Here is a 7,712-nt window from a genome sequence, read left to right on the forward strand (position 1 = left end):
TCTCTAGTTGGGCCGGTGCACGCTTGCCGGCCGGAGGGAAAGCGATGGGTAGGACACTCGCGGAGAAGGTCTGGGACGACCACGTCGTCCGGCGCGCCGAGGGCGAGCCCGACCTCCTCTTCATCGATCTGCACCTGCTGCACGAGGTGACCAGCCCGCAGGCCTTCGACGGCCTGCGCCAGAACGGCCGGCAGGTGCGCCGCCTCGACCTCACCATCGCGACCGAGGACCACAACACCCCGACCCTCGACATCGACAAGCCCATCGCGGACCCGGTCTCCCGTGCCCAGCTGGAGACGCTGCGCAAGAACTGCGCCGAGTTCGGGGTGCGCCTGCACCCGCTGGGCGACGTCGAGCAGGGCGTCGTGCACGTCGTCGGCCCCCAGCTGGGCCTGACCCAGCCGGGCACGACCGTGGTCTGCGGCGACTCGCACACCTCCACGCACGGCGCGTTCGGCGCGCTCGCCTTCGGCATCGGCACCTCCCAGGTGGAGCACGTGCTGGCCACCCAGACGCTGCCGCTGGCCCGCCCGAAGACCATGGCCATCACGGTCGACGGCGAGCTGCCCGAGGGCGTCACCGCCAAGGACCTGATCCTCGCGATCATCGCCAGGATCGGTACCGGCGGCGGCCAGGGCTACATCCTGGAGTACCGCGGCTCCGCCATCGAGAAGCTCTCGATGGAGGCCCGCATGACCATCTGCAACATGTCGATCGAGGCCGGCGCCCGCGCGGGCATGATCGCCCCCGACGAGACCACCTTCGCCTACCTCAAGGGCCGGGCCCACGCCCCCGAGGGCGAGGACTGGGACGCGGCGGTCGCGTACTGGAAGACCCTGAGGACGGACGCGGACGCCGAATTCGACGCCGAGGTGTACATCGACGCCGCCGCGCTCTCCCCGTTCGTCACCTGGGGCACCAACCCGGGGCAGGGCGCACCGCTTTCGGCGGACGTCCCCGACCCGGCTTCGTACGAAGACGCCTCGGAGCGCTTCGCCGCCGAAAAGGCCCTGGAGTACATGGGGTTGGAGGCCGGCCAGCCGCTGCGCTCGATCAACGTGGACACCGTCTTCGTAGGCTCCTGCACCAACGGCCGGATCGAGGACCTGCGCGCCGCCGCCGAGATCCTCAAGGACCGCAAAGTCGCCGACGGCGTACGGATGCTGGTCGTCCCCGGCTCCGCGCGGGTCGGGCTGCAGGCCGTCTCCGAGGGCCTCGACGTGGTCTTCAAGGACGCCGGCGCCGAATGGCGGCACGCGGGCTGCTCGATGTGCCTCGGCATGAACCCCGACCAGCTGGCCCCCGGCGAGCGCTCCGCGTCCACCTCCAACCGCAACTTCGAGGGGCGGCAGGGCAAGGGCGGCCGTACCCACCTGGTGTCGCCGCAGGTCGCGGCCGCGACCGCCGTCCTGGGCCACCTGGCCTCCCCGGCCGACCTGTCCGACGCTCGTACGCCCGCTGGAGTCTGATCAGCCATGGAAGCATTCACCACGCACACCGGCCGGGCCGTCCCGCTGCGCCGCTCCAACGTCGACACCGACCAGATCATCCCTGCTCACTGGCTCAAGAAGGTGACCCGGGACGGTTTCGAGGACGGGCTCTTCGAGGCCTGGCGCAAGGACGAGAACTTCGTCCTCAACCGCCCCGAGCGACAGGGGGCCACGGTGCTGGTCGCCGGCCCCGACTTCGGCACCGGCTCCTCCCGTGAGCACGCCGTCTGGGCGCTGCAGAACTACGGCTTCAAGGCCGTGATCTCCTCCCGCTTCGCCGACATCTTCCGGGGCAACTCGCTGAAGAACGGCCTGCTCACGGTGGTCCTGGACCAGAAGATCGTGGAGGCGCTGCAGGAGCTCTCGGAGAACGACCCGCAGGCCGAGATCACCGTCGACCTGGAGAGCCGCGAGGTCCGTGCCGAGGGCATCACCGCCTCCTTCGAGCTGGACGAGAACTCCCGCTGGCGGCTGCTGAACGGCCTGGACGACATCTCCATCACCCTCCGGAACGAGGCCGACATCGCTGCCTACGAGGCCAAGCGGCCGTCGTACAAGCCGCGGACGCTCCAGGTCTGACCCGGGACCCGCTTCGGCGGGATCCGCCACATCTGAATACGGCTGGTTTCAGCCACCGGAACACCCCGCCTGTACCCCCGATCGCCACGATTGGGGGTACAGCCATGTCTGCACCCGAACGGGCGCTCGCGTTGTCGCAGGTCTTGCCAACTTCCCACGGTTGGGCGGATGTTGTCGGGGTACGTGAGTGCTGTGCCCGCGGCTTCCGCAAGTGCCCGGAAGGCCATTTGAGGCGCCAGTTGCACCCTGCGCAGGCGACAACTCGCCCCAGATGGCACAATCTGTGCATGGAACACGACGGCCAACTCCAGCTCTATGCGGCGGTCGCGGACCAACTCAAGGAAGCGCACACAAAAGTGCGCGCACTGCAAGTCCCGGAGGGCGTACGGATGGCGCTGGCCCGGAAGCTGCTGGTCATTACGGCCGCGGCCAAACACGACGTCGCCGACGCGGCGCGGCGGCTCGAACGGTTCAACGCGGACCTCGACGCGGGTCGAATCCCCGAAGAGGACCGCTGACCGAACCGTACGAACCGGCCGAGTCCGTTGCGGCACAAGGGTGATAAGCCCGTTTCGTGTTTGATTTGCGGTATATATCTGCCTAACGTGCGAAAAAGCTTGAACACATTCGTTCTGGCGATGTCTCCGAAGGGGAAGACGTGAACAAGGCGCAGCTCGTAGAAGCGATTGCCGACAAGATGGGCGGCCGTCAGCAGGCCGCCGAGGCTGTCGACCATGTCCTGGACGCCATCGTCCGCGCGGTCGTCGCGGGTGAGCGGGTCTCGGTCACCGGCTTCGGGTCCTTCGAGAAGGTGGACCGCCCCGCCCGCTACGCCCGTAACCCCCAGACGGGCGAGCGGGTTCGGGTCAAGAAGACCTCCGTGCCGCGCTTCCGTGCCGGTCAGGGCTTCAAGGACCTGGTGAGCGGCTCCAAGAAGCTCCCGCGCGGCGGTGAGGTCGCGGTCAAGAAGGCACCCAAGGGCAGCCTGTCCGGCGGCGCTTCGGCAACGGTCAAGAAGGCTGCGGCGAAGAAGACCACCGCCAAGAAGGCGACGGCGGCGGCGAAGAAGACCACGGCCGCGGCGAAGAAGACCACGACGGCGAAGAAGACCACCGCCGCGGCCGCGAAGAAGACCACGGCCAAGACCACCGCCAAGAAGACCACGGCGACGGCGAAGAAGACGGCCGCGAAGAAGGCGCCGGCGAAGAAGGTCACCGCGAAGAAGGCGCCGGCCAAGAAGTCGACGGCGCGGAAGGCTGTCGCCAAGAAGGCCGCGGCTCGCTGAGCCGGGGCCCGCTTCAGGGCAGGGCTGGGTCACTCACGCGACGGGCCGGATTCCCTCGGGGAGTCCGGCCCGCGGTGTGTTTTGGAGGACGCGTTGACATTCGGGGGCCGGCCGGTGGGGGCCCGCCGCGCAGGTCCCCGCGCCCCTGAGTCTCCGATCTCAGAGCGTCTGCAACGTCACCAGGGTGATCCGAAGCTCGTCTCCGGTCCCCTCGGTCTCGATCCGTACCCGTTGCCCAGGCCTGAGCAGTCGCAGGCCGCCCGCCTCGAAGGCCTTGCCGTCGAAGGGCACCGGGGTGCCGTCGTCGAGGAGCACCTGACCGCTGCGGGTCTCGGGGTCGTACGTGTATGCGGTCGCCTGCATGAGCGCAGCCTACTGGTCCGGGATCAGCAGGCGGGCCGCCACCGCGGCCGTGCGGGGACCCACGCCCAGGGCGAGGGCCGCGCGCAGGTCGGCGCCGGTGTCCACGTCCTGGCGTACCGAGTCCACGCCCACCAGGCGCAGTTCCGCGGCGCCCGAGGCGGTGTGCCGGGCCCGGGAACCCGGGCCGAATGCGGGCGCCAATTCCTGGCCGGGGGCCGCCGCCAGCAGGGTGGTGCCGATTGCCGCGGCGTCCGGGAGGAAAGCGCGCGGGAATTCCGCCGCCGCGTCGAGGACCCGGGCCAATTCCAGTGGGCGAACGGCCGGGAGATCGGCGTTCAGGGCCGCCACGGGGCTTTCCGGACGCGACGCCCGGACGGCCGCGGCCCCGTGTCGCAGTGCCGCGTTCAAACCGCCGGCCGGCGTGTCCGGGACGATCCGCGCGCCCAGCGCCGACAGCTCCCGCCCGGCCAGCGTGTCGTCCGTGACGACCGCCACATCCTTCACCGACTCGCAGGCCAGGGCGGCCGCCACCGTGTCCTGGGCGAAGGCGAGGGCCAGGGACGGGCGCACACCGTCCGCCGCGGTGTCCGCGAGCCTGCTCTTGGCACGGGCCAGCGGCTTGAGCGGGATGACCAGGGTCCACTGCACGGTCGTACCGTCCCTCCCTTGTTGCCTCATTGTCACCCGGGCCCACGGGGTGGTCGCGACACCGAGGCGTACGGTGTTCTCGACAGGCCGGCGGGCCGGGGCCACACTTCTTCCCGATCCCAGGCCGGGAAGAAGTCCTAGAGGAAGGTGTCCGCGTGCCCCGCCGGAGAATCGGCTTCTGGTACCGCTTCGCTGCGGTGCTCTGCAAACCTCCGCTGGTGGTTCTGATCAAGCGGGACTGGCGCGGAATGGAGAACATTCCGGCCGAGGGCGGTTTTATCACCGCGGTGAACCACAATTCCCACATCGATCCCTTCGCCTACGCCCACTATCAGTACAACACCGGCCGTGTTCCGCGATTCCTCGCGAAGAGCGGGCTTTTCAAGAAGGGATTCGTCGGCGCCGCCATGCGGGGCACCGGCCAGATCCCCGTCTACCGCGAGTCCACCGACGCGCTCAGCGCCTTCCGGGCCGCGATCGACGCCGTGGAGCGCGGCGAGTGCGTCGCCTTCTACCCCGAGGGAACGATCACCCGCGACCCGGACCAGTGGCCCATGGCCGCCAAGACCGGTGCCGCCAGGGTCGCCCTGCAGACCAAGTGCCCGGTGATCCCGGTCGCCCAGTGGGGCGCCAACGAACTCCTCCCGCCGTACGCGAAGAAACCGCATCTGCTGCCGCGAAAGACGCACCACGTCCTCGCCGGCCCGCCCGTCGACCTCACGCGCTTCTACGGCAGGGAGATGACCCAGGACGTCCTCAAGGAGGCGACCGAGGTCATCATGGCGGCCGTCACCCGCCTACTGGAGGAGATCCGCGGCGAGAAGGCTCCCGAGACCCCCTACGATCCACGCCAGGTGCGGATCGAGCAGCGACGCCGCACGCGTGCGCAGAGTGGTCTGGAAGAGGAGAGCGGCAAGTGAGCATGCCTGCCAAGGCGGCGGTCTTCAGTGCGGGTTCGTGGGGTACGGCCTTCGGGATGGTGCTCGCCGACGCGGGGTGCGAGGTCACCCTGTGGGCGCGGCGCCCGGAGGTGGCGGAGGCCGTCAACTCCGGCCGTACCAACCCCGACTACCTGCCGGGTGTGGAACTCCCCGGGAACCTGCGGGCCACCACCGACCCCGCCGAGGCGGCAGCCGGCGCCGACTTCACGTTCCTCTCGGTGCCGTCCCAGACCATGCGGGCCAACCTCGCCGAATGGGCACCGCTGCTCGCGCCCGGGACGGTCCTCGTCTCCCTCATGAAGGGGGTCGAACTCGGCACCGCCATGCGGATGAGCGAGGTCATCGACGACGTCGCCAAGGTCGGTGCGGACCGTGTCGCCGTCGTCACGGGCCCCAACCTCGCCCGGGAGATCGCGGCCCGCATGCCGGCCGCCGCCGTGGTCGCCTGCACCGACGAGACGGTCGCCCGGCGGCTGCAGGCGGCCTGCCACACGCCGTACTTCCGGCCGTACACCGAGACCGACGTGGTCGGCTGCGAGCTGGGCGGTGCGGTCAAGAACGTCATCGGCCTCGCCGTGGGCATCGCCGACGGCATGGGCCTCGGCGACAACGCCAAGGGTTCGCTCATCACACGCGGTCTCGCGGAGACCGCGCGGCTGGGCACCGCCCTCGGCGCCGACCCGCTGACCTTCTCGGGGCTCGCCGGGCTCGGCGACCTGGTGGCCACCTGCTCCTCCCCGCTCTCCCGCAACCACACCTTCGGCACCAACCTCGGCAAGGGCATGACCCTGGAGGAGACCATCGCGGTCACCAAGCAGACCGCCGAGGGCGTCAAGTCCTGCGAGTCCGTGGCCGATCTGGCCCGCAGGCACGGCGTGGAGATGCCGATCACGGAGACGGTCGTCGACATCGTGCACGAAGGCAAGCCTCCGGTGGTCGCCCTCAAGGAGCTGATGTCGCGCAGCGCGAAGCCCGAGCGACGCTGAGCGACCCCGCCTTGCCGACGCTGTCTCGGGGCCCTACCAACGGGTACTCTCAACGCGATATGAGCACCGAGAACCTCCCCCAGAGCCCTGAGCAGCCCGCTCGCAAGCCGCGCGTGGCCGTCGTCTTCGGCGGCCGCAGCTCCGAGCACGGGATCTCCACGGTCACCGCCGGAGCCGTCCTGAACTCCATCGACCGGACGAAGTACGACGTCCTGCCGATCGGTATCACCCGGGAAGGCCGCTGGGTGCTCACGGCCGACGAGCCCGATCGCATGGCCATCACCGAGCGCCGCACCCCCGAGGTCGGGGACCTGGCCGAGTCCACCGAGGGCGGCGTGGTGCTCCCCGTCGACCCGGCCAGCCGCGAGGTCGTCTACAGCGAGCCCGGTTCCGTGCCCAAGGCGCTCGGCGAGGTCGACGTGGTCTTCCCGGTGCTGCACGGCCCGTACGGCGAGGACGGCACCCTGCAGGGCCTCCTGGAGCTGTCCGGCGTCCCGTACGTCGGCTCGGGCGTACTCGCCTCGGCCGTCGGCCAGGACAAGGAGTACATGAAGCGGGTGTTCGCCTCCTTCGGGCTCGCCGTCGGCCCGTACCTGGTGGTCCGGCCCCGCGAGTGGCAGCAGGACGAGTCCGCCGCCCGCAAGCGGATCGTCGACTTCGCCGGCGAACACGGCTGGCCGCTCTTCGTGAAGCCCGCGCGCGCGGGTTCGTCGATCGGCATCACCAAGGTCGACGACCTGTCCGGGCTGGACGAGGCGATCGCCGGGGCCCAGTCCCACGACCCGAAGATCCTGATCGAGGCGGCCGTCCGCGGCCGCGAGATCGAGGTCGGCGTCCTGGAGTTCGCGGACGGTCCGCGCGCCTCGGTCCCGGCGGAGATCCCGCCGCCCTCGGAGCACGCGTACTACGACTTCGAGGCCAAGTACATCGACTCCACCCCCGGCATCGTCCCGGCCCCCCTCACCCCCGAGGAGACCGCCGAGGTCCAGAGGCTCGCGGTGGACGCCTTCGAGGCCGCCTCCTGCGAGGGCCTGGTCCGCGCCGACTTCTTCCTCACGGAGGACGGCCGCTTCGTCATCAACGAGATCAACACGATGCCGGGCTTCACGCCGATCTCGATGTACCCCCAGATGTGGCAGGCCACCGGCGTCGCCTACCCCGAGCTGATCGACCGCCTGATCCAGGCCGCGCTCAACCGGTCGACGGGCCTGCGCTGACGAGCCCCCTCGGGGGCGCGGGGAGGCGCGAGCAACCACGGACGACCCGCGGCCGAACAAGCGCGCAACAGGCCGTCGGTCGACTGCGGCGCCACCATGGCTGGTCGCGCAGTTCCTCCCCCGGCCTTCGGCCGGGGGTACCCCCCGCCGCAGGCCGGGGGGACCCCCCGCGCCCCAGGCGGGGGGGGGCCCGGCCCCCCAGT

Annotated in this window: 9 protein-coding genes; 7 read left to right on the forward strand and 2 right to left on the reverse strand. The window is 70.3% G+C overall.

The features are described 5' to 3' along the window. Positions 1 to 44 precede the first annotated feature (44 nt). From leuC to AB0472_RS34110, 4 genes are all read left to right on the forward strand, one after another. Complete coding sequence (gene leuC / locus AB0472_RS34095) at positions 45 to 1,469, forward strand: 3-isopropylmalate dehydratase large subunit (RefSeq protein WP_366362263.1); 1,425 nt, start codon at positions 45 to 47, stop codon at positions 1,467 to 1,469. Positions 1,470 to 1,475: 6 nt separating this feature from the next. Further along, positions 1,476 to 2,069: a 3-isopropylmalate dehydratase small subunit gene (gene leuD, locus AB0472_RS34100; protein WP_366362265.1), complete on the forward strand. Its 594-nt coding sequence runs from the start codon at positions 1,476 to 1,478 to the stop codon at positions 2,067 to 2,069. A 287-nt stretch (positions 2,070 to 2,356) separates the two neighbouring features. After that, complete coding sequence (locus tag AB0472_RS34105; RefSeq protein WP_366362267.1) at positions 2,357 to 2,587, forward strand: hypothetical protein; 231 nt, start codon at positions 2,357 to 2,359, stop codon at positions 2,585 to 2,587. A 140-nt stretch (positions 2,588 to 2,727) separates the two neighbouring features. Further along, positions 2,728 to 3,354, forward strand: a complete 627-nt coding sequence (locus AB0472_RS34110; protein ID WP_366362269.1) for an HU family DNA-binding protein — start codon at positions 2,728 to 2,730, stop codon at positions 3,352 to 3,354. A 159-nt stretch (positions 3,355 to 3,513) separates the two neighbouring features. On the opposite strand, the gene AB0472_RS34115 is transcribed toward AB0472_RS34110, so the two are convergent. Continuing rightward, a complete protein-coding gene (locus AB0472_RS34115) occupies positions 3,514 to 3,717 on the reverse strand; it encodes a hypothetical protein (protein ID WP_366362271.1) in 204 nt (67 codons plus the stop codon). 9 nt (positions 3,718 to 3,726) lie between these two features. After that, positions 3,727 to 4,365 (reverse strand): 2-phospho-L-lactate guanylyltransferase, encoded by a 639-nt coding sequence (gene cofC / locus AB0472_RS34120; RefSeq protein ID WP_366362273.1) that lies wholly within the window; start codon positions 4,363 to 4,365, stop codon positions 3,727 to 3,729. Between the two features lie 155 nt (positions 4,366 to 4,520). On the opposite strand from cofC, the gene AB0472_RS34125 reads away from it, so the two are divergent. Genes AB0472_RS34125 through AB0472_RS34135 form a run of 3 tightly spaced genes read left to right on the forward strand, consistent with a single transcriptional unit; the run spans position 4,521 to position 7,509 of the window. Then, entirely contained in the window at positions 4,521 to 5,285 is a 765-nt protein-coding gene (locus AB0472_RS34125) for a 1-acyl-sn-glycerol-3-phosphate acyltransferase (protein WP_366362275.1), read from the forward strand. Beyond that, positions 5,282 to 6,292: an NAD(P)H-dependent glycerol-3-phosphate dehydrogenase gene (locus tag AB0472_RS34130; protein WP_366362277.1), complete on the forward strand. Its 1,011-nt coding sequence runs from the start codon at positions 5,282 to 5,284 to the stop codon at positions 6,290 to 6,292. The genes AB0472_RS34125 and AB0472_RS34130 overlap by 4 nt, the downstream gene beginning before the upstream one ends. 59 nt (positions 6,293 to 6,351) lie before the next feature. Continuing rightward, entirely contained in the window at positions 6,352 to 7,509 is a 1,158-nt protein-coding gene (locus tag AB0472_RS34135; protein ID WP_366362279.1) for a D-alanine--D-alanine ligase family protein, read from the forward strand. The last annotated feature ends 203 nt before the right edge of the window (positions 7,510 to 7,712 follow it).

The organism is Streptomyces sp. NPDC086777 (genome assembly GCF_040702065.1).
Classification (GTDB): Bacteria; Actinomycetota; Actinomycetes; order Streptomycetales; family Streptomycetaceae; genus Streptomyces.

What these genes read in the sequence shown, in the direction of transcription:
- AB0472_RS34135 (WP_366362279.1), top strand. Translation starts at nt 6,352, where the DNA reads ATGAGCACCGAGAACCTCCCCCAGAGCCCTGAGCAGCCCGCTCGCAAG.
- leuD (WP_366362265.1), top strand. Translation starts at nt 1,476, where the DNA reads ATGGAAGCATTCACCACGCACACCGGCCGGGCCGTCCCGCTGCGCCGC.
- AB0472_RS34115 (WP_366362271.1), bottom strand. Translation starts at nt 3,717, where the DNA reads ATGCAGGCGACCGCATACACGTACGACCCCGAGACCCGCAGCGGTCAG.
- leuC (WP_366362263.1), top strand. Translation starts at nt 45, where the DNA reads ATGGGTAGGACACTCGCGGAGAAGGTCTGGGACGACCACGTCGTCCGG.
- AB0472_RS34105 (WP_366362267.1), top strand. Translation starts at nt 2,357, where the DNA reads ATGGAACACGACGGCCAACTCCAGCTCTATGCGGCGGTCGCGGACCAA.